The 20,219-nt window shown below is 34.8% G+C and carries 20 protein-coding genes and 3 riboswitches; all 20 genes read left to right on the top strand.

What is annotated here, in order from left to right; all coding sequences use genetic code 11:
* Positions 1 to 8 precede the first annotated feature (8 nt).
* The 20 genes from DEX24_RS05765 (at position 9) to DEX24_RS05665 (ending at position 20,210) form a co-directional block, all read left to right on the top strand.
* Positions 9 to 425, top strand: a complete 417-nt coding sequence (locus DEX24_RS05765; RefSeq protein WP_109305456.1) for an SRPBCC family protein — start codon at positions 9 to 11, stop codon at positions 423 to 425.
* A 232-nt stretch (positions 426 to 657) separates the two neighbouring features.
* Positions 658 to 789, top strand: a riboswitch (FMN riboswitch).
* A 95-nt stretch (positions 790 to 884) separates the two neighbouring features.
* A riboswitch (FMN riboswitch) is annotated at positions 885 to 1,016 on the top strand.
* Between the two features lie 102 nt (positions 1,017 to 1,118).
* Positions 1,119 to 1,250: riboswitch (FMN riboswitch) on the top strand.
* Between the two features lie 140 nt (positions 1,251 to 1,390).
* On the top strand, positions 1,391 to 2,011 hold the full coding sequence (locus DEX24_RS05760; RefSeq protein WP_109305455.1) for a riboflavin synthase: 621 nt from the start codon (positions 1,391 to 1,393) through the stop codon (positions 2,009 to 2,011).
* Between the two features lie 10 nt (positions 2,012 to 2,021).
* Positions 2,022 to 2,636 (top strand): 3,4-dihydroxy-2-butanone-4-phosphate synthase, encoded by a 615-nt coding sequence (ribB, locus tag DEX24_RS05755; RefSeq protein ID WP_109305454.1) that lies wholly within the window; start codon positions 2,022 to 2,024, stop codon positions 2,634 to 2,636.
* A 2-nt stretch (positions 2,637 to 2,638) separates the two neighbouring features.
* Positions 2,639 to 3,118 (top strand): 6,7-dimethyl-8-ribityllumazine synthase, encoded by a 480-nt coding sequence (ribH, locus tag DEX24_RS05750; RefSeq protein WP_109305453.1) that lies wholly within the window; start codon positions 2,639 to 2,641, stop codon positions 3,116 to 3,118.
* Between the two features lie 214 nt (positions 3,119 to 3,332).
* A complete protein-coding gene (locus DEX24_RS05745) occupies positions 3,333 to 4,946 on the top strand; it encodes an SH3 domain-containing protein (RefSeq protein ID WP_109305452.1) in 1,614 nt (537 codons plus the stop codon).
* Positions 4,947 to 5,705: 759 nt separating this feature from the next.
* Positions 5,706 to 6,809: a glutamate 5-kinase gene (proB, locus tag DEX24_RS05740; protein ID WP_109305451.1), complete on the top strand. Its 1,104-nt coding sequence runs from the start codon at positions 5,706 to 5,708 to the stop codon at positions 6,807 to 6,809.
* A complete protein-coding gene (locus DEX24_RS05735; RefSeq protein ID WP_109305450.1) occupies positions 6,810 to 8,057 on the top strand; it encodes a glutamate-5-semialdehyde dehydrogenase in 1,248 nt (415 codons plus the stop codon). It abuts the gene before it with no gap.
* Positions 8,058 to 8,137: 80 nt separating this feature from the next.
* Positions 8,138 to 8,584 (top strand): SRPBCC family protein, encoded by a 447-nt coding sequence (locus DEX24_RS05730; protein WP_109305449.1) that lies wholly within the window; start codon positions 8,138 to 8,140, stop codon positions 8,582 to 8,584.
* 63 nt (positions 8,585 to 8,647) lie between these two features.
* Positions 8,648 to 9,169: a tubby C-terminal domain-like protein gene (locus tag DEX24_RS05725; RefSeq protein WP_109305448.1), complete on the top strand. Its 522-nt coding sequence runs from the start codon at positions 8,648 to 8,650 to the stop codon at positions 9,167 to 9,169.
* 123 nt (positions 9,170 to 9,292) lie between these two features.
* Positions 9,293 to 9,763, top strand: a complete 471-nt coding sequence (locus tag DEX24_RS05720) for a hypothetical protein (RefSeq protein WP_109305447.1) — start codon at positions 9,293 to 9,295, stop codon at positions 9,761 to 9,763.
* A 403-nt stretch (positions 9,764 to 10,166) separates the two neighbouring features.
* The gene (locus DEX24_RS05715; RefSeq protein WP_109305446.1) at positions 10,167 to 10,646 is read left to right on the top strand and encodes an SMI1/KNR4 family protein; all 480 of its coding nucleotides are present in this window, start codon (positions 10,167 to 10,169) and stop codon (positions 10,644 to 10,646) included.
* 273 nt (positions 10,647 to 10,919) lie between these two features.
* Complete coding sequence (locus DEX24_RS05710; RefSeq protein WP_109305445.1) at positions 10,920 to 12,149, top strand: hypothetical protein; 1,230 nt, start codon at positions 10,920 to 10,922, stop codon at positions 12,147 to 12,149.
* Positions 12,150 to 12,630: 481 nt separating this feature from the next.
* Positions 12,631 to 13,038: an Rrf2 family transcriptional regulator gene (locus tag DEX24_RS05705; RefSeq protein ID WP_109305444.1), complete on the top strand. Its 408-nt coding sequence runs from the start codon at positions 12,631 to 12,633 to the stop codon at positions 13,036 to 13,038.
* A 71-nt stretch (positions 13,039 to 13,109) separates the two neighbouring features.
* On the top strand, positions 13,110 to 13,967 hold the full coding sequence (locus DEX24_RS05700; protein WP_109305443.1) for a class I SAM-dependent methyltransferase: 858 nt from the start codon (positions 13,110 to 13,112) through the stop codon (positions 13,965 to 13,967).
* 67 nt (positions 13,968 to 14,034) lie between these two features.
* A complete protein-coding gene (locus tag DEX24_RS05695) occupies positions 14,035 to 14,940 on the top strand; it encodes an NAD(P)/FAD-dependent oxidoreductase (protein ID WP_109305442.1) in 906 nt (301 codons plus the stop codon).
* Between the two features lie 525 nt (positions 14,941 to 15,465).
* Positions 15,466 to 15,876, top strand: coding sequence for a hypothetical protein (locus DEX24_RS05690; RefSeq protein ID WP_246131466.1), 411 nt, complete (start codon positions 15,466 to 15,468; stop codon positions 15,874 to 15,876).
* On the top strand, positions 15,873 to 16,118 hold the full coding sequence (locus tag DEX24_RS05685; RefSeq protein ID WP_109305441.1) for a hypothetical protein: 246 nt from the start codon (positions 15,873 to 15,875) through the stop codon (positions 16,116 to 16,118). The genes DEX24_RS05690 and DEX24_RS05685 overlap by 4 nt, the downstream gene beginning before the upstream one ends.
* Positions 16,119 to 16,496: 378 nt before the next feature.
* The gene (locus DEX24_RS05680) at positions 16,497 to 18,182 is read left to right on the top strand and encodes a methyl-accepting chemotaxis protein (protein ID WP_109305440.1); all 1,686 of its coding nucleotides are present in this window, start codon (positions 16,497 to 16,499) and stop codon (positions 18,180 to 18,182) included.
* 351 nt (positions 18,183 to 18,533) lie between these two features.
* Entirely contained in the window at positions 18,534 to 19,361 is an 828-nt protein-coding gene (locus DEX24_RS05670) for an HAD family hydrolase (RefSeq protein WP_246131468.1), read from the top strand.
* Positions 19,362 to 20,210 carry an ATP-binding protein gene (locus DEX24_RS05665; RefSeq protein WP_186819620.1) on the top strand — a complete coding sequence of 283 codons (849 nt, stop codon included), beginning with the start codon at positions 19,362 to 19,364 and terminating at the stop codon, positions 20,208 to 20,210. It begins immediately after the preceding gene.
* The last annotated feature ends 9 nt before the right edge of the window (positions 20,211 to 20,219 follow it).

Genomic DNA, 20,219 nt, shown 5'->3' with positions numbered 1-20,219 from the left:
CGAGTGTAATGCCCGTTTTACCACCCATTGTAGAAACAGTTTATCTAAAAGCGACTGCATCCGAAATATGGCCTTATTTAGCGACACCTGAAGGTTTAAATAAATGGTTTATGCCAAATGATTTTATAGCACAAGAAGGTCATGAATTTACATTACAATCACCATTTGGTCCAGCGCATTGTAAAGTACAAAAAGTGATAGAGCATCAATTTATATCATTTTCATGGGATGTAGATGGGTGGTTTATCACGTTAGAACTCAAGGAATTAAAAGATAACACAGCTATTATCGTTACACATGATGGGTGGCCAGACAGTGCAACAGTTATCTCACTAGCGCAATTACCAGCTGGTGTTATCCATGAGAAAATGGTTGCTGATTGGCAGGAAATTGTTCAAAATAAACTTCCAAATAGTATGAAGTAAATAGCGTCACTAAGCATCTTCAAGAATGGACAGTGTACCTGTCCTATTCTTGAAGATGTTTTTTTGTCAGATCATCTCCCAATTAATCGCTGTCAGACTAAATGAACAGCAACCAACTAAAATTCTTTTGTAAAAAGAGATTAAGATGCATTAAATATGAAAAAATAAAAAAAACATCTTATAAGTAGTAGCTTATTTTTCTGTAAAGTGCTATCGTATAATTACAAATTGAACATTCCTTCGGGGTCGGGTGAAATTCCCAATCGACGGTGATGAGCGCATGCTCTAAGCCCGTGAGCTTTAACGAGCAGGACTTGGTGAGAATCCAAGGCCGACAGTATAGTCTGGATGAGAGAAGGGCAAGTTTGTTTAATTCGCATAGCGAGTTAGGCTTATTTTTTCAACCCTTTTCTTAGACCCTCTTTTTTGATGGTCTTTTTTCTTTGTAAAAATTACATAGATAACCTTCGGGGTCGGGTGAAATTCCCAATCGACGGTGATGAGCGCATGCTCTAAGCCCGTGAGCTTTAACGAGCAGGACTTGGTGAGAATCCAAGGCCGACAGTATAGTCTGGATGGGAGAAGGGGAAAATTGAAAAAACACTGTTTTTTCAAGCTTATTTACGTATGCATTTTTCCTGATGAACCTATTCAGCACTTTAGCCGAGTAGGTTTTTTTATGTAAAAAATTGAATAGTCTTTCGGGGTCGGGTGAAATTCCCAATCGACGGTGATGAGCATATGCTCTAAGCCCGTGAGCTTTAACGAGCAGGACTTGGTGAGAATCCAAGGCCGACAGTATAGTCTGGATGGGAGAAAGACGAAGAAAATGAAGAACTTATTGGAAAAAAACATATTTCAATAGGCTTATTTCTTGCTGCCGTTTTCTAAACTCCCAACTTCCGAAATCTATTGTTCGGGAGTTTTTTCTTGTACAAATTTTGTGGAAAGAAAGGAGAATAGCTATGTTTACAGGCATTATTGAGGAAGTAGGGCAATTACAAAATATGAGAAAAATCGGCGAAAAAATGCGTGTTGTCATTTCAGCGCAACATATTTTAAGTGATTTAAAGTTAGGTGATTCAGTGGCAGTCAATGGTGTATGCCTAACAGCAAGTAAAATTACAATCAAGTATTTTGAAGCGGATATTATGCCGGAAACATATCGTCATACGACGTTCAAGCATCTAACTGTACAACAGCCAGTCAATTTAGAACGTGCAATGCAGTTAAATGATCGTTTTGGTGGTCATATTGTAAGCGGTCATGTTGATGACATCGGCAAAATTATAAAAATAAAAAAAGACGCACAACAAATTTTATTGACGATACGCGTCACATCGAATATTGCGCAACAATTGATCGTCAAAGGGTCGATTACAATTGATGGTATTAGTTTGACGATTTTCTATGTGACAACGACTACATGTACTGTTTCAATTATCCCACATACATTTGCACAAACTATTTTACACGCTAAAAAAATGGGAGATGAAGTGAATATTGAAGTTGATTATGTCAGTAAATCTATTCGACAAAAAAGCGTAGTAATCGATGAGGAATTTTTACGAAAAAATGGATTTTAGGAGTGAGGAAATGACAATAGAAGCAGCTATAAATGATTTGAAACAAGGGAAAATGATTATTGTAACAGATGACATTGGGAGAGAAAATGAAGGTGATCTCGTGGCGCTCGCAGAATTTGCTACGACGGATACAATCGCTTTTATGGCAAAGGAAGGACGCGGTTTAATTTGTACGCCTGTCTCTGCACAAATTGCCCATCATTTGAACTTACATCCAATGGTCGAAAAAAATACTGATAATCATGGTACAGCTTTTACCGTGAGCATTGATCATATTAACACAACGACAGGAATTAGCGCTGCAGATCGTTTATTGACAATACAAGCATTAATGCAGCCACATAATGCAGCCGATCACTTTAGACGCCCAGGTCATGTTTTTCCGTTAATAGCAAATGCTGGAGGGGTTGCAGCGCGTGCTGGACATACGGAAGCTGCCATCGATTTTGCAAAATTATGTAAAGCGCAAGAGGTGGCTATAATCTGCGAGATTATGGGCGACGATGGCATTATGCTTGCAGGAGATTCACTGGCTCTTTATGCACAGAGCCATAACTTAACAACGGTGACAATCATCGAATTAACAGCATTTTTGACAATAACTAAAATAGAAATGGGGAAATAATAATGGTTAATATCATTGAATCACAATTAATCGGAACACAATTGAAAATAGGGATAGTAGTGGGGCGTTTTAATGATTTTATTACTGCGAAGCTGCTTGATGGAGCAATCGAAGGTCTGACGAGACATGGCGTGAAAAGTGAACATATTGACGTGGTGAAAGTACCAGGTGCTTTTGAAATTCCTTATATGGCAAAACAACTTGTTCATTACAAAAAATACGATGCCATCATTGGTCTTGGGACAGTCATTCGAGGAGCAACATCTCATTATGACTATGTTTGCAATGAAGCAGCAAAAGGAATTGCGATGGTAGCTTTAGAGCAAAACTTACCAGTTATTTTTGGCGTTGTCACGACTGAAAGTATTGAGCAAGCAATTGAAAGAGCAGGTACAAAAGCTGGCAATAAAGGCTATGACTGTGCAGTATCTGCTATTGAAATGGCTAATCTGCAAATAATATTACAAAAAAGTGATTGTTAGTATTTCTATTAATTACCCGACTATTATTAAGTTCTATATGTCTATAGGTGCGAGTGTAAGGAGAAGATATAGTGATAATATAACTAATTAAATATTTTTGTCATATACCTTTAGTTCGAAAGTCCATCAAAAGTATATAAATGCATAATTTTTCAATATATAATCAATATTTGTAAAGAAAAGCAGTATATACAAATTAATGGAGGACTAAAGAATGAGAAAAATTGTTATATTTTCCACAGCTCTAACTTTGTCAATTGGATTACTTCAGCTATCGGATACGACTGTTTCAGCAACATCTACTGCGCAATACGTAAAAGTAAGTGGTATGGATTTGAATGTCCGTCAAGCAGCAAGTATAACATCAAAAAAATTAGGTGTTTTAAAAAACAAAACAAAAGTTACAGTAATTTCCACGAAAAATAATTGGGCTAAAATAAAGTTTAAAGAAAAATATGGTTATGTATCCACAGCTTATTTAACAACAAAAAATCCACTGGCTCTCACCACATATTATGTGAATGCTGGTGCTAAAACACCGTTAAATATTCGTAAATCAGCATCAACTTCATCTCCATTACTTGGTAAATTAAAATATGGTGAAAAATTACAAGTATATAATGTAGGGAAAAGTTGGACTAAGATCAAATATAAATCGAGTACAGCCTATGTTTCAAGTAAATACATTGTAAAAACAAACCCTGTAAAAGTATTAAAACCATCAGAGGTATTACCAACGAAAACCTATTATGTAGATGCCGGAAAAACCCCGCTCAATGTCCGTAAAAGTGAGTCGACATCATCTGAATTATTAGGGACAATTAAATATGCGGAAAAAGTTCAGGTCATTACCTATGGTAAAACATGGTCTAAAATTAAATATAAATCGAGTACAGCTTATGTTTATAGTATGTATTTGAAAAAAGAAGATCCTAAAAAATCTACGAAACCAGCTGTGGTTCCAGTAACAACCTATTATGTAAATGCTGGTGCTAAAATACCGTTAAATGTACGCACATCAGCTACAACTGCTTCAAAATTATTAGGCACGATTCCTGATCAAGGAAAAGTGGAAGTTGTTTCCTATAAAAAAGATTGGTCTAAAATAAAGTTTAATAAAGGATATGGCTATGTTTTTAGTGCTTATATTTACAAAAAAACATTAAAACCATCAGATACAGAAGTAGTGTTAAAAGGTGATTACTATGCAATTCCTACATTATCAACAGATTTGAATATTAGAAAGTCAGCATCAACTTCATCGCCACTTTTGGGTAAGATTGCTCAAAATAAAAAATTAGATGTAATTGCTCAAACAGCAACTTGGACAAAGATTAAATTTAATAAGGGCTATGGTTATGTCAGTAATGACTATGTATCAAAAGCAAAAGATGTATCGTTTAAGCGTGATACGAATCTGAGTTATACCGTTTTTGATATTGACTATGGTTCATTAAAAACATACTTCCAAAAAAACGAAAAAAATATCGTTAAATGGGGAAATCCAGCAAAAGGTTTTACTCATAGTGAAACAATCACAAATGATAGCTATGCCTTCATTAACTACGATAATGGTTACGGTTACTATTTAGAAGGACCAATCTTTAAAGGGGCAACAGATGGTTCATTAAAAGAAGGTTATTCAAGAATCGCATCAATTGACTATAAGGCAAAAGTAAAAGCAGGTACATTTGACAATACGGTTGTTCAAAAACATTATAACCACTTAGGTAAACTCACGAAGACCGTTTATTTTGCACCGAAATACGGTGTTATTAAAGTGATGACACCAAAAGAAACTTTATTTGAGTTATGGAGTGTAAAGTAATAAAAAATGTGAGAGCTTGACAAAAACATGTAGTTATGAGAAAATGTTCATTAGGGCAATAACTGATTGTAAATTTTGGCAATTCTTATATAATTTTTGAGGATACTTATTCACACTGGCGTGACTATAGGGTCACAAGGACGTAAAAGCAGGTAGGGTTTACGTTGCTTAGGTTAGAAAAGGACAGTGGATTTTTACCGCGGCAAGTAAAGAAGTTTAAATATTCCCCGGATGATCGGGTTGAGATTAAATTAAAATAAAAAAAGCAGTTAGTATGTCATATTAAGAGGGCTTCATCCAATCGGATGAAGCCCTCGTCCAATTCACGCACTTTTTGTCAAATGAGTGAAACGAATAGATTGTGTTAACTATAGATTATTTAAGTGCGTGCTTTTTTACTAGTTATAGTAATGGCCTATATTAGTGGCTATGGTTTTTTCTTTGTTCATAAATTAACAGATAATATTGACAAGAATAGAATCTTCACCGATAATTGATTTAATATACTAGTGTACGGAAGAATAGTACAGATCATTACTTTTTTGTAGAGAGTTCTCTCCATCGGCTGAAAGGGAGGATATAAAAGCGATCTCGAACCTACTTACCCAGCTCCTATGCAAACATAGGCGCAGACTCAAGCGTTATGAGATGAGTGGAATAATAGCTATTATTCAACTAAGGTGGTACCGCGAATAAGCCCTTTTCGTCCTTAAATATGAGGATGAAAAGGGCTTTTTATATTATTTGGAGGATTGAAAAATGGAGAAAAATCGCATTGTAGTAAAAATTGGTAGCAGCAGTTTAACGAATAGTAATGGCGAAATTGATTATGATAAATTACGCGATCATGTGGCAGCAATTGCGGAGTTGAAAAAACAAAGAAGAGAAGTTGTACTCGTCTCTTCAGGGGCTGTAGCTTGTGGTTTTAAACAGATGGGGTATACACAAAAACCAGTTACCTTAAAAGGCCGTCAAGGCGCAGCTGCTGTTGGTCAGGGCTTATTAATGCAAGCATATGCCGAGGCGCTTGCTATGCATCATATTACACCAGCACAATTGTTGTTGACACGTACAGATTTTCAATCACAAGTGAGTTATCAAAATGCGCAACAGACAATTGAAGAATTATTGGAAAGAGATATATTACCAATTATTAATGAAAATGATACTGTATCAGTCAAGGAATTAACATTTGGTGACAATGATATGTTGTCGGCCTTAGTTAGTGGTCTAGTCCATGCAAATCAGCTGATTATTTTGACTGATATTAATGGCTTATATAGTGCTAATCCTAAAAAAGATGCATCGGCGATTCGCTTTGATCATCTGACAGAAATAACGGAGGAATTATTAGGCTATGCTACGGCCGAAGGTTCAAAAATGGGTACTGGTGGGATGCAGTCTAAATTATTTGCCGCTAAAACTGCATTTGACCTTGGTGTAAAAGTGTTTATTGGTAGTGGGTCTGGTAAGGGAAAACTACTGGAAATTTTATGTGGTGATGGGGACGGTACATACATTGAAGCGGCACACCAGCAAGCATTATCGTCAAAAAAACAATGGATTTCATTATTTTCTGAATCTGTTGGTGCTATCTATATTGATCGTGGAGCGGAAGAAGCTTTGTTGGAAAAAGGGAAAAGTCTACTACCAGCAGGTGTGTATTTAGTGCATGGTGATTTTGAAGCTGGAGATGTTGTAGAAGTCTATCGAGAAAGAGTATTACTAGGTAAAGGGGAGACTTTATATAGCGCGCAACAATTACAACAGGCAATGGGGAAAAAAACGCAGGAATTAACCCAAATCAATACCGTTGTGATTCATCGAGATCGATTTGTAGCCACTCTAAAGGAGGAAATCTAAATGTCAGAAGTATATGAAAAGGGTCGTATAGCAAAAAAAGCAAGCTTTGTCATGAATAATTGTACGACGGTGCAAAAAAATGAAGCTTTAACAAAAATTGCTGACCAGTTACTCAAGGATGAACAGTTGATTATTGAAGCGAATAATTTGGACCTACAACAGGGGCGTAACAAAGGATTATCTGAATCGATTTTAGATCGCATTATGATTAATCATGAACGCTTAGTTGCTATACATGATGCGGTATTATTACTCGTTGATTTACAGGATCCAATTGCTGAAGTGTTGGAAGAAATCGATAAGGAAAATGGTCTGCATATCGAAAAACGTCGCGTACCTTTAGGTGTTATTGGGATGATCTATGAAGCGCGGCCAAATGTTACTGTCGATGCAGCAACACTTGCACTTAAAACGGGGAATGCCGTTGTGTTACGTGGCAGCTCCAGTGCAAAACAGTCGAATATTGCTATCGTGAAGTCCATTCATCATGCTCTAGAAAATTCAAGCCTACCAAAAGAAGCAGTACAATTGATTGAAGATACATCACGCAAAACAGCTGCTGAACTATTTACACTAAAAGAGTTTTTAGATGTGTTAATTCCTCGCGGTAGTAAAACTTTAATTGACACGGTAGTTGCCCAATCCACAGTGCCGGTATTAGAAACAGGGGCGGGGAATTGCCATGTTTTTATTGATGAAGATGCGGATTATTTGATGGCAGAAAAAATTGTCTTAAATGCGAAAACACATCGAACATCCGTATGTAACGCAGCGGAAAGTTTATTGATTCACTCGCGCTGGAATCAGAATTTTACAGCACAGCTAGTCGCACAACTTTTAGCAGCGGATATTACACTATATGGCGATGAAATAATTTGCGGGCTGTCACCACAAATTATTCCTGCTACGGAAGAAGATTGGTCGACAGAGTATTTGGCGATGGCGATGAGCATCAAAGTTGTCGATTGTTTAGATGAGGCAATTGCTCATATAAATCAATATGGTACAAAACATTCAGAAGCAATCATTACCCCCTCTGTAGAACATGCAACCTATTTCACAAAATCAGTTGATGCAGCAGCAGTCTATCACAATGCCTCTACACGTTTTACAGATGGTTTTGAATTTGGATACGGTGCTGAAATTGGGATTAGTACACAAAAACTACATGCACGTGGACCAATGGGGCTAACAGCGTTAACATCAACGAAATATTTTATTGAAGGAAATGGACAAATTCGTGAATAACTACTTAAATACATGCAATTTTCTTGTATAACTACTATAATAGAATAGAAATTACATTAGAGAGAAAGTAGTGATTTACAATGGCATCAGCATCACATAAAACATCAGTAGCGGTAAACCAACAAGAAGTTTGGGCATTTGTTAAGGATATGGAAAAATGGGCAAAATTAGTGCCTGGTTATAGAGAGCATAAAATGATTTCAGAGACACAATCAACTTGGAAGTTCGCAGGTAGTGTTGGGAAAATTTCAAAAACAGTGGAAGTTCAAATAGATATAACTGCTATTGAGGAGCCAACAAAAATTTCATTTAATCTAACAGGTTTATCTGATAAATTTGCTGGAACTGGCTATTTTGAGGCGACTGCAATTGATGCTTCAAACACAACAATGGAAGGCCATTTGGATATAAAGGCAGGCGGTATTGCCGGTGCAGTATTGAATCCACTCTTTTTAGCGGTCTTACCAAAAGCAACGTCTGTATTAACAGAACGTGTAGCAAATAAGATTGTAGCAATTACAGTGTAAATCATAAAAACACTTTAAAAAGGGATCACCTATTGGTCCCTTTTTTTAATAAAGGCGGATGCAATGAAGATTTATAAGTATGAAGTAGATGGTGTTTTGAAAAACACAGCGACGCGTGATATTTTTTGTAATGAAATAAAGGTTGGACAATTCCAGCGAGTATATAGTAATGTATTAAAAAAAATCATTGATGCAAGTTTAGATTATAAGTATTTTGTTCGAATCGATGCACAAGTAGATGGCTACCCGATTGCATCATGTAAAAAAGTACAACGCAAAGGGAAAATCTATTTTAATGCCATGGAAGAGGGCAAGCCATTTTATAGAATTGCGTATGTTGGATGGAAGGAATTAGTACCAGATTTAGCTATTTCAAATAAAGAGCAAATGATGATGTTGCATATGAATCGCGAGGGTTGGTCTACTTTTACATTTGAAAATAACGAAGTGGCACGTTGGCGAGCCGATTATAATGAAGAAAGTGAACAATTTTCAGTGGAACTTCAAATTGAGGGGGATTGTCCGTTTGATAACCCCGCGCTACTTATCTCAATTAGTCATGCTATTTTGTTTATCGGATCATAAGTGTGACGATACTCTGAACTTTTGTTGTAATCATTAAAAAATGGCACCTAGAGTCATGCAAGATTGTGAAGGGTAGTCTATAATAAATGAGGAATCTATGAATCGCATAATGTATGTTAGGACGTGTTTACAATTAAAAAACTATTACCAGTACTACTATTACTAACTTTAGTATTAGCAGCATGTACAAGCAAAGAAGTCAAAACAACAACAGTACCAGATGCTTCTAAATTTAATAAGATGGTCATCCAAACAATTGTTGATAATAAAGCTGTGGATTCAAAAACAGTTACGATTAAAGATGACAAGAAAATTAAAGAAGTGTTAGATGCTGTAAACAGTAAAAAGACAAAAGAAATTACCATTACTAATACAGAAAAAGAGATGGATCAAGTAGATTCATATTTCGTTTTCTTTGATATTAAAGGTAAAAAACCAGTAGAGCAACAAGTACCATATAGTTTCTTTATCACGACTGAAGGTGTACTTTACTATACACATATTGAAATCAATAAAATGATGACACCGCAAAAAACAATTGATGCACAACCAGAAGCACTTAAAACGATTAAAAAAGTAGCAGGCATTAAATAAGAAAAAGACGGAGCTTAATTTCCGTCTTTTTTTAGTAGGAAAAAAGTTCTGTGTTCTTTTTTGAGTCATGAAATATCACTAAAAAACCTGGAAAACGATCTTTTTATATTACTAGCTAGTCTGTGTTGTCAAAAGTATATGCTAATCGAATTCAAAAATTACTGCGGTTACAAAGTTTCATCTGCAGCCTATGAAAGTAATTTATGATATTTTAGTATAAAATATGAAATAATGGACCTTTTATTTTGCTTTTTTCAAAACTTGCAACAGAACCCAAAAAGGTAATGCATCAAGAGGAACAGATAAAGAACTAATCAATCTACATCATCCAATCATTTTCATAGCTCTTCTATAGCTATGAAAATGATTGGAAATGGTAGATAATAAATAAGAGGTGAATTAAATGGGAAAATATGAATTAATAAAAAACAACCTATTAAAATATCCAGATGAATTAGAATTTTTTCCAAATGTTACTCAAGAGTTGATTGAAAAATTTGAAAAAGAACTTAATATCGAATTAAAAGGTAGTTATAAACAATTTCTTTTAGACTTTGGTTATTTATCGTTTGGATCATTAGAAATATTTGGAATACCAAACAAAAAAGTAGTAAAACAAAATGAAGATTGCACTAATGCTTTAGTATGTACAATGGAAAGCAGAAAAGAAATAAATCTAAGTGAAAATTTATTAGTAATATATAATTTTGGCAACGGAGAACTTTATTGCTTAGACATATCGTATGAGACGCCAAAAGTTGTTGCTATATGGGATGAAATATCTGAGGATATGAAGAATCCACCAATAACAGAAATAGTCGCTGATTCATTCGAAGATTTCTTGGAAGAATATGTGAATGAAGAAATAAAAGATTTTACATAATAAAAAAGAGACTCGGCTAATTCGGAGTTGCTAAATAGTTAGATTTTTCATTATATTCCTTAAATTCTTGTGCTATTAATTGTTTTCACAGAGTATTATAGTGTGAAGCGTATATTTCATGACTCTTCACTTGATACTTGACGATCTCCAGCACAGTTTCATACCATGATTTTGCTTATGTATATCCACTTACATGATACTTTCATCATCATACATTCAAAATGAAATGAAAGACAGCGTATTGACGACTAGAATTATAGGGGGAAAGAACAAATGATTGACCAAATTAAAAAGAAAATGCCAAGCCGTTTATGGAGTGTCATTAAAACGTCAATACCTGTTTTTGTCACATGCTGTATCCTAATACTCATCTCTTTGTCAGTTGTATTGGTTGGCGATTACAATCAAGTGAAAAGTGGTGTTCATTCAACAAACTCACACATCATATATATTGAAAGAAACGATGGTTACAATGAAGAAAATAGCAAACTATCCACCGCTTATTTCAATATTATTCGCATACCTAAAAAAAATGATAAGCAAATAATGCAACTTATACAAGATAGTCCAAAAGTGCAAAAAAGTTATCTTGGGTCCAACGTCTATCGTATGATGACGATCGTGGACCAAAGTGGTCAAAAACAGCGCTATAAAATATATAAAAATGCTGGTTCACAACAATATTATATGGATCAACTTGCAAATCATACAACGATTAAAGTACAAATGACAGAGCAAGAATTGGCAAAAATCATGCGATTCAATGCTGTTAACTTGCCATCAATTATAGTAGTAATTTGTTTACTCATGAGTATAGCATACCAGTCGATTTTCTATAAAAAAATAAAAAAAGAGCGAAGCGACCCACGTAATAGAGTGTATTTAATCGCCATTGTCATCTTGTTACTTATTAGTGTTTACAGCATGACAAATGTGGATAGCATTCCCTTTATAGTAGTGGCCATTAGCCTGTATTTACTAAGCTTTTGTCTAGATAAATATGGTTATTATAAAATACGTCAAACTTTACCTATATGGAAACTAATCAAAATTAGTTATTTTTATATCACTTTAGTAGGTTTGTTCTTATTAGTTGGTCAACTACTCGGTGAACAATCATCACAAGATTATAAGATGTATTGGGGTTATACACTTAGTGTTCAAGGTTTAGCGCTGTATATAGTAACAAGAAAAATAACCGCAGTGCATTGCCCAAAATGTCGAGAAGAAATTACCTATCGGCATTGTTTTACGTTATGTTATAAAATTATAAATTATAAAAAATGTCCGAATTGTACCCAAGAAATAGTCGGATCAACCCAAATTACCTTTGTAGAAACGAGTGCATTGATGAGTGTCATTTTGTTACCAGGGATACTGACAAAATTTTTTGAAGTACCGGAATATATGCATGTTTTATCTATCGCTTGTTATATCGTCATACTGATTGTTATTTTGCCGTTAAAGGTGAGCTACCAGTCGACAAGTAGACTAGGGGCGTGATTCATTCGAAACGAAGAACGCCTATTTACAAGCCCGTTACTATAACCTAGCAAACGGTGCATTCTTAGCAGAATATCGACAAAGAACCGCATGTCTTGTACGAAAGTCGATAGAACTCACATCGTGTGAGGCTCACATCCAAAGGGTGATGACGAACCATTATCTCAGAATGGTTATAGTTATACGAATGGCAATCTCGTGATGAATGTGGATCTGAATGGAGAATTCGTACAATTTTTATTATAGGAATTTATTATGCACACGTTGTTTATAAAGTTAGAAAATATGTTAAAATTGTAAATTGACTTAAAAAGTACAAAACTGTAACTAAAAGTGTTGCCATATCAAAAGGTTAATAGTAATTAACGGGCCTACTAGATAAATACCTACTATAAATTTAAATTATCAATACTTGACAGAAATTTACTTCATAGATAATATGTATCTATGAAGTACTTTATGTGGGAAGTAGGTGAGTTATTTGAAATTCTCCAGAGGAACAAATTATGCTTTGCATACAATGTTACATCTAGCATTAAATTCTGATAATAATAAGCCTGTCGGAGTTCAACAATTAGCGGAACAGCAATCAGTTTCATCAACGTATTTATCTAAAATATTGACGAAATTAGTTAAAGAAGGTTTGATTATTTCTGTATCAGGTGCAAATGGTGGTTATTCTTTAGCACATAATTGGGCGTCTATTTCTTTTCTTGAAATTATACATGCAATTGAAGGTAAATCTTCATTATTTGATTGTCATTTCAATCATGGCGCTGGTTGTCCGATTGAGCAAGTTATGTCATCGGCAGAGAAGAAGATGGAAGATGAACTTATGCAAACTACACTATCAGATTTACTAAAAGATAAAGATACTGCTTCTAAGTAATGCAGTCTTTATTTTTGAAAAAATCATAGATATAATAACTCTATTATAGTTACGAAGCGAAGGAGATAAAAATGGTAAATCAATTGCAAGTATTTAACCAACAATATTGGGAGACAGCATGGAGAGACGACCCTAACACCTCATTGAAAAGGATGAAAAAGGCTGGTCTGGGTTCAAATCAATCAGAAGGATTTGCTAATTGGGCAAAAAACTTTGATAATAGTTCGTTTAATAAAGAAGGCGTAAAACGAACAGAACGAATTATAAAATGGGTTGAGAATCAAATTAACTCCTTTGAAGGTTTATCTGTATTGGATATTGGAGCTGCTTCAGGTGTGTTTAGTATCCCTTTTGCAAAAAGAGGAGCCATCGTTAGTTCTCTAGAACCTTCTCCTCTTTTAAGTTCTATGTTGAAAGTGAACGCAAATAATCATTCCGTTGACGTAAATATTATGAACCAACCATTCGAGGAGCTGAACTCCATTAATAGCGAGCGTTTTGACCTTGTTTTTGCTTCGATGTGTCCAGCAATTACGGATTGGGATGCAGTAAAAAAAGCACTACGTCTTTCAAAGAAGTATTTTTATGTAAGTCTTATGGCTGGACCAAAAGAGAATCAATTAATAGAAGAATTGTTGTCAGCCCTTAATTTAAAAGGAGAAAACACTTCTTCTGATATGTATTACTTATTGCAACTCCTATATTTAAACAACTATACTTATCAGACTCTAATTGAGAGACATCAAAAAACGGTCAATATGACTATAGATGAGGTAGTTAATAATCTGGAAATATGGTTCGTTGATTACAATATAGAACTTAACAATGATCAAAAGGATGAGGCAGTAAACTACTTGACTCGTACCTATGGAAAAAAAATACCCGTAACCACTGGTGGAAAGTTCGGTAAGATACTCGTACATTTATAAGTTAGCATTTATAAAGACTTTAACTACAAATAATAAATAGAGAATGATTTATTTTAGGAGGATATTTATGCTATATGATTGCATTATTATAGGCGGTGGCCCAGCTGGACTAAACGCCGCATTAGTTCTAGGGAGATCCAGAAGAAACGTTTTAATTTTTGATTCAAATGAACCTCGTAATGCAGTGACAAATGAATCTCATGGCTATCTTACACGAGATGGTATAACGCCAAGTGAATTTAGAGAAATTGGTTATAAAGAAATATTGAAGTACCCTACCGTGGAACATAAATCAGAAAAAGTAACGGTAGTTGAAAAAATAGGTAATCATTTCTTGATCGTTACTGAAAATAATACAGTCAAAACACGTAAGGTACTTATTTCTACAGGCTTAAAAGAAATTTTGCCTGATTTAAAAGGCTTGAAAGATAAGTATGGGAAAAGCCTGTTTTACTGTCCATATTGTGATGGTTGGGAACTGAGAGATAGACCATTAATCGTTATTTCAGAGAATCCAGGAGTACATCACCTCGCAAAATTACTCTATAATTGGAGCAAAGATTTAATTGTCTGTACAAATGGTCAACAAAACATTTTTTCCGAAGAACAAGAGCAGCAACTGTCTTCTAAGAATATTCGCGTTATAACTAAAGAGATAGCTGCATTACACGGAGATAACGGACAACTTGAAGAGGTAGAATTCTCCGACGGTAACCGAATCAACAGAACCGGCGGATTTATTATTCCGAAATGGTTTAATCAATTAAAATTCAGTGAAAATCTTGGTTATGATGTAAATGAGCATGGCGCGATCCTTACAGATAACTTTGGTACAAGTACGGTTCCAGGGTTATTCGCAGCTGGAGAAGCAGCTACAGGAACTCCAACTCTGTTAATCATATCTGCTGCTTCAGGTAGTATTGCTGCTGCTCGCATCAATCTAGAATTAACAGAAGAAGAGTTCAGCTTATAATAATTAGTAAAACAGTTTGGTGAACCGAGGGGACTAGTGCTTTTAAACAACTATAATCAGAAGCCATGTTTGTTACAACAACTCATCGAATGAATAAATAGCTGAATACTATGATTGAACAACATTCTTGAGTCATCAAGAAAAGACATAGGTTTTATCAATCTATACGCCGCTACCTCTACAATCATAGGTCTCGAAACCGCCCATATCCTCTATAAAAAAGTCGAAAAGATGTCCTTCTTTTCGACTTTTTTTATAGAGGGTGAGACCTCGTAAATGCTTAGGTTGGAAAAGTCGCTATGAAATTTCCTTTGAGAAAGCGGTGCGCTTAATTTGACCATTCAAGAACCGTATGACAGACGTTTAGGTGCAATAACGCTTTATGGATTGGTAGCGCAAGTTTGTAGCTCAGCGTCGTTACGATTGAATGGAATCGACTTATATAAAATCTAGAAATGCTTGTTCTCCTATAGCCTTCAATATGGCTTGTATGCTATGCTATTAACAGGTTTAAGGGGGAAAAAAATGAAATATATTAGAGAATTTTTAGCCTATGTTTTAGTATTAGCTTTGCTCTGTTTAGATTTTTTTAGCGACTGGCATATTTGGTCGGTTATACCTAAAAAAGTATTGATTATTATCTTTATTATTGGATTATTTGTTTGTTTTGTACCGCTAAAAAAATTAGATACGATGGCTAATTTTTGGATGCAATTACGTGTGATTGTCTTTTTAATCGTCATGATTATGGTTCTACCATTATTTGGCGGTAAATCAGATATAGGCTTATCATTAAGCCAACCATTTTTTCTGATGATTATCGCATTGACAATATTCCAGTTACGCATGCAATGGAAACGAGCGAAGCATGAAAAAGAACAAGAAGAAGAATTGAAAAAACAACAAGAAAAACAACAAGGTAAGCGTAAAAAATGAAAAATGATCACTGGTATATTATCGATTATGCATGGCATGGGCAACAAACACTCTTTGTTGACTTACAAGGAACAGCTAATGGGCAAAATTTTACTGGAATGGTGAGGATTGTTGACCGTCAAATCTATGGAGATCTCGTAAATCCGATGAGAAGCAACCTCGATCAACAAACAATCGATAAAATCCTCCTTTATTTACAAGAAAAAATAGAAAAAGATTTTTTTACACCATCATCTAAATAATAAAAAGATTGAGCATCAACTTCGTTATATGCAGAAGTTGATGCTTTTTTGTCTCTGATAATCTGAACGAACGAAAATAACGCTTTTTAAAAATGGGTTGTCACTACGCAAAAGAGAAATGTCAGATGTCACGCAACATACGCATTCGATGAAATGGGTGATTGAATAGTTCATATTTCGTTAGCTCAAATTCATATCATCAAAATAGAAAAGGCTTTTCATTGATTAACTGAACAGGAGATGGTGCAATCAATTTAATAATTAATCCAATATACAATCTATTTATACAATAAAAAAATAAATGATATGTTAAAAGTACCTTTAAAATGGTATAATAAAGAAATTATTGGTTATAAAAAACGATAAGGAGATGAGGATATGTCAATTGGCAAACAATTTACCATTGGCTATATTGTGTTGCTTGCTCTTACTGTTTTTGTGATGCTTATTAGTTATTTTAGAATGGAAACGATTCAAGATCGATTAAATGTGAATGTACAAGAAAGTATTGATGGTTTGGGTTTAGCTAGTGATGTAAAATATAATATTGCGATGCAAGGACTCGTATTGAGAGAATATTTATTTATTCAGGACAGTGAAAATATGGCTATAGTAAAAGAGAGTGAAAATATAGCGAATGACAGTATTGAAAAACTGATGAAATTCAAAAGTGATGAAAAACAGAAAGAATATATTCAGGAATTATCTACCATCAATGCTGAATTTAATAAACAAACAGCATTGCTTGTTGAGGCGGTAGGTAAAAAGCTTTCAAAAGGTCAAATGGATGTGTTATTGGGCGAGGCGACACAATTGAATAATGATACGGTAGCAGCATCAGAAAAAATTATAGATAATGAATTAGACATATTTAATGCGACAAAAAAAGAATCATTACGTTTTGCAACATCCTCAAAATACATATCGTTAGTAGTGGGAATATGGTCGATAGTAATAATTATTTACTATATATTATTTGTCATAGTATCAATCGTAAAACCAATCAATAAAATGACAAAATCTATTGAATATTTAGCGAAAGGTGATTTTTCACAACAGGATTTAATCATCAGATCAAACAACGAATTAGGTATGTTAAATAAAGGGCTAAATAGGATGAAAGTGGATATTAAGAAATTGGTGGAAGGTATTGCTACAAATGCTACTCAATTGAATAGGGCCATTCGAGATTTATCATCAAACACATCGGTCGTATCAAAGTTTGCCAATGAAATTTCACAGCAAATTGAGGTAGTATCTTCCAGCACGCATGAATCATCAGAAAATGCCAGTGATAGTTCAATTGCAATGACGGAAACAGCTATCGGAGTGGAGCGGATTGCCAATACATCTTCGGAGCTTTTTGATTTCGCACAAAACACAAATACGCTGGCTACCGATGGAGCTAAAATATTATCGATTGCGAAGCAGCAGATGGCTATTATTTCACAGTCAACACATAATTCCAGTCAACTTATTTCAAAATTGTCTCAACAAACAGCACAAATTCAAAATATGTCGAAAATCATTACTGATATTACAGAACAAACGAATTTATTGGCATTAAACGCAGCAATCGAAGCAGCAAGAGCTGGAGATCAGGGTAAGGGATTTGCTGTTGTAGCAGAAGAAGTGAGAAAGCTTGCAGAAGAATCAAAAGCCTCCGCGAGTCAAATCGATCAATTGACATGGACGATTCAATCAGATACGGCAGATGTTGCCAAATCGATAAAGGATGGCCTAGAGAAAACAACAGAAGGTGTATCGATTATTGAAAAAGCTGAAATATCATTCAAAAAAATTGGCCAGTCTGTCGCCAATATGACGGAGCAGTTGCAAGATGTTACAGCAACATCGGAACAATTATCAGCAAGTACACAAGAGGTAAGTGCTTCAATTTCTGAAATTGCTAGCCACTCGCTGACTTCCGTGACAGAAACAGATAAAATCGTAACGGAATTAGAGCAACAACAAACGAGTCTTTCGACGATCGATAAAACATCAAATGATTTAGCAGAAAAAGCACAATATTTAACAGAATTAACACAGCAATTTAAAGTGTAAAAAAAGCCATTTATCCCTGTATATAACGATAAGAGGATAGATGGCTGGGCTTTTTTTAAGACTGTTTTTGTAATTTGCTTTTTTTAAAGATAAAGAAAAGGCGGAAGATGACACAACATACAGCCAGTGCTAATATACACAGTAAAATGGCTATGTAGAAAGGTTCGTAAGTCATATAAAAAAGGATCCGGTTTACTATAATTAATAAAAGGATAACGAGTATGGTGATGAAAAATGGATTGGCGAATTTTAACATAGACAACCCTCCTTATGGAGATTATAGCATATAGTGGTAGTTGAAATTTTCCCTATTCATGAGATACTATATTGTATAGAAATGAGGTCAGTATTTTGGACATTAAATTAGTTGCAATAGATATGGATGGCACTTTATTGGATCCATCCCTGCAAATAACGCAGCATACGATTAATCAATTAAACGACATGATGGAACGACAAATAGAGGTGGTTGTATGTACAGGTAGGACAATTTCGGAATTACCAGAAGAAATGAAACAGATGCCAGCCATAAAATATATTATCACAGCCAATGGCGGCGTGATATGGGATCGACATGCTTTAAAAATCATCTATGAAAATCAAATTCCGCATGATAAAGCGATGGAGATTATTGAAATTCTACAACCATATGATATGCGAATTGAAGCTTTTGCCATGGGGCGCGTGTTTATCGAACAAAATTGTTATGATCATTTTAAAGACTATGGTGGTGAAAATTTTGAGGATTTCCTTCTAAATAGTAGAACGCCAATCGATTCGATGTATGAATTTATCAAAGCATATGATAAACCAATCGATAAATTTAACTTATTTTTTAAAACGGTTGAAGAACGAAAAGCAGCTTGGGATACATGCGTTGCAAATGGCTTCACGGTCACATCATCTTTTGAACAAAATATGGAAGTAAATGCGGCTACAGCAAATAAGGGGATGGCATTAAAGGCACTCGCTAGTCATCTTGATATCGAGCAACAACATGTCATGGCAATTGGTGATCAATTAAATGATATGTCGATGCTTAGCTATGCGGGTTTCCCAGTCGCAATGGGCAATGCGATTACCCCAGTTAAAAATATTGCATCGTATATTACGAAACCAAATTCAGAAGATGGCGTAGCCTATGCAATTCAACATTTACTAATTGAAGGGGATTTATAAATGGAGATCTATTCATTTAGTGGACCTAGCGGTACGGGAAAAAGTTGGAATGCCTTAGAACTGGCACATAGATACAAAATTGAGGGGATTATTGATGATGGCTTATTAATCATCAATGGAGAAATAATAGCTGGTAGTTCAGCAAAATTTGAGAAAAGTATTTTTAAAGCAGTAAAGCGTGCTATTTTTCATGATGAAGAACAGGCTTATGCAGTTAGAACGGCGATTAAAGAACAGGATTTAAAACGTCTCTTAATCATCGGTACATCAGATAAAATGACAGAGCGAATTGCCCGGGAATTACAGCTTGGTGAAATTGATCATTATCATTATATTGAAGAATTACGTTCACCAAAAGAAATGAAAATGGCTCAGTTTATTCGGAAGACGGAGGGCAAGCATATAATGCCTATTCCGATGATGCAGGTACAACAAAATTTCTTTAAAAGACTTGTAATGAAGGGGTTTGAAATATTTTCAACAAAGCGTGAAAAAATTGGTGAAACAACCATCGTTCAACCGGATTTTCACCATGAACTTGTATTGTATCAAAAAAAAGATTTCCTGGATGCAATAAAGAGGAGTTGCTTAGCGCAATCAGCCGTTTTAAAAGTAAATAAAGTACAATTTACTTTATACCCCCTCCCAAAGGGAACAGTTACTATAACATATGATGCAACTAAAACAGCCAATTTGATAGCAAATATCACTATATTGCAACAGCAAATCAACACAGATTTTGATGCTCAATTCGCATTAGAGTTTGATCATATCAATATCGAAGTGCATTATTTAGCAGAAAAAGAAACGATTGAAGTGTTAGAAATACATAAAACCGTTCTTCAGTAACATGAACTG

Origin of the sequence: Kurthia sibirica (assembly GCF_003143975.1) — a bacterium.
In the GTDB taxonomy this organism is placed as follows: Bacteria; Bacillota; Bacilli; order Bacillales_A; family Planococcaceae; genus Kurthia; species Kurthia sibirica.
Note: the sequence above shows the minus strand (reverse complement) of the source record. Positions and strands in the feature narration are given on the sequence as shown.